The 1,687-nt window shown below is 40.7% G+C and carries 3 protein-coding genes; all 3 read right to left on the reverse strand.

Translation table 11 applies throughout. From position 1 onward, the window contains the following. Positions 1-120 precede the first annotated feature (120 nt). Positions 121-501, reverse strand: coding sequence for a VOC family protein (locus V7164_RS24795; protein WP_335355554.1), 381 nt, complete (start codon positions 499-501; stop codon positions 121-123). Positions 502-586: 85 nt separating this feature from the next. Next, the gene (locus V7164_RS24800; protein WP_335347823.1) at positions 587-1,102 is read right to left on the reverse strand and encodes an SRPBCC domain-containing protein; all 516 of its coding nucleotides are present in this window, start codon (positions 1,100-1,102) and stop codon (positions 587-589) included. A gap of 30 nt (positions 1,103-1,132) precedes the next feature. Then, the gene (locus V7164_RS24805) at positions 1,133-1,477 is read right to left on the reverse strand and encodes an ArsR/SmtB family transcription factor (RefSeq protein WP_335347822.1); all 345 of its coding nucleotides are present in this window, start codon (positions 1,475-1,477) and stop codon (positions 1,133-1,135) included. Positions 1,478-1,687: the final 210 nt, after the last annotated feature.

Here is a 1,687-nt window from a genome sequence, read left to right on the forward strand (position 1 = left end):
TTATTGAACTAAAGCCCCCAGTTACTTTAAGTGTAAATCTTCACAATCTGTTTCTTAAATCAAACAAGCAAAAAGGCGATGCCTTTAATCAAGCATCGCACTCGTAACTTGAATATAAATTCACTTTTTTTCCATTACTGCAAAGTAATTATTTTCACTATCTGCAAAATTAAATACTCTACCTGAAGGCATATTTACAATTTCACCGACAGTAACATTTTTGTTTGATAAGTCACTATATAAATTATCGAAATTTTTCGAGAAGAACATTAAAGAAGGTATTCCAAGGTTTAATTCAGGTGACATTTTCGCAATAAATTCCTTATTATGAAGAATAATGCTTGTTTCAGCTTCTTTAGTTGGAGCAATTTCAATATATCTGAACCCTTGACCATTGTCTTCCTCTGAAATTACACTTAACCCTACTTTTTCTGTCCAAAACTCCTTTGCTTCATCTTGGTTATTAACATACAACATGATTTGACCAACTTGACTAATCATTGATTTTTACACTCCCTTATAAAAGTAATTACAAAACTAAATGCTCCTAAATCTTACTAACGCTGAAAACAGCGTTACGGTAACTCTACTTCAGCGATTCCACAAGCTCGTTCAAACGGTCCCAAGTTTCGGTGATGCCCTGCACCATGCCCATGTCCATGACGTTCTTAAGTGCCTCTGCGGACACATATTCAGCACGGTTTATCAGCTTCGTCTTTCCATCCAAATCGATGAATTCCAATGTGATCTCGGTGGACGGCATAGAGTCATTTATATTGCCTTCGGCATCCGAAAAGTAATCGGTGTAGACAATCTTCTCCGGCTCGATAATCTCTTTATAAACCCCTTTGCCCCAGGATTCCATACCAAAAAATTGACCCTGATTCTGATCTACGCACTTCATACAGTAATGCCAAACACCTCCCGGTCGGAAATCGACGGTGCAGACCGGAATCTCCCAGCCCCTCGGTCCCCACCAGCGTTTTAGATGCTCCGACTCTTTAAACATCTTGAATACGAGATCGCGTGGCGCATCGAAAATGCGCTCCAGCACCAGTACCCGATCATTCTCTACTCTCGATACCATTGCGTTGTTTGACATCGTAATTCCTCCTTGAACATGAAAATGATTTTATGATTTTTCCTTGCTCTGCAATTCCTTCAAATAATCATCTAAATTGTCGAATCTTTCTTGCATCACGCGCAGGAAGGATTGTATCCAAGAATCCAGCTCTTGGAAGGGCTCGGCACGGAGTTTGTAGATGCGGCGGTTAGCTTCAGCCTGCACTTCCACAATCCCGTTGTCGCTTAGCACTTTTAGATGTTTCGAAGTTTGGGGCTGCCTCAATCCCAGCTGGTCGGCGATTTCCCCCACTGTCAGGGGACCGTCACGCAAGAGTTCGACGATATTCATACGATTTGGTTCAGACAAAGCGCTCAGCGTCGTCATGTTCACGCCCGGAATTTTCCCTGACATTTTCTCACCTCGTCAATTGATGGTCTCCGGTAAAATCACATCTACATCATCACTAGTCTTATCGTCCTGCTGAATCGATTATACCCAATTAGGAATATTCCCGTCAAGGAATATTTTAAAATTAATGTGATACCGGGGTTAGTGTTTAATTATATAGAATTTTCCTATAAATTTTTTCTTCCACTATCCTGCCCGTTAGTTTAAGTACAA

This window comes from Bacillus sp. JJ1474, from assembly GCF_036965225.1.
Lineage (GTDB): Bacteria > Bacillota > Bacilli > Bacillales > Cytobacillaceae > Cytobacillus.

What these genes read in the sequence shown, in the direction of transcription:
- V7164_RS24800 (WP_335347823.1), bottom strand. Translation starts at nt 1,102, where the DNA reads ATGTCAAACAACGCAATGGTATCGAGAGTAGAGAATGATCGGGTACTG.
- V7164_RS24795 (WP_335355554.1), bottom strand. Translation starts at nt 501, where the DNA reads ATGATTAGTCAAGTTGGTCAAATCATGTTGTATGTTAATAACCAAGAT.
- V7164_RS24805 (WP_335347822.1), bottom strand. Translation starts at nt 1,477, where the DNA reads ATGTCAGGGAAAATTCCGGGCGTGAACATGACGACGCTGAGCGCTTTG.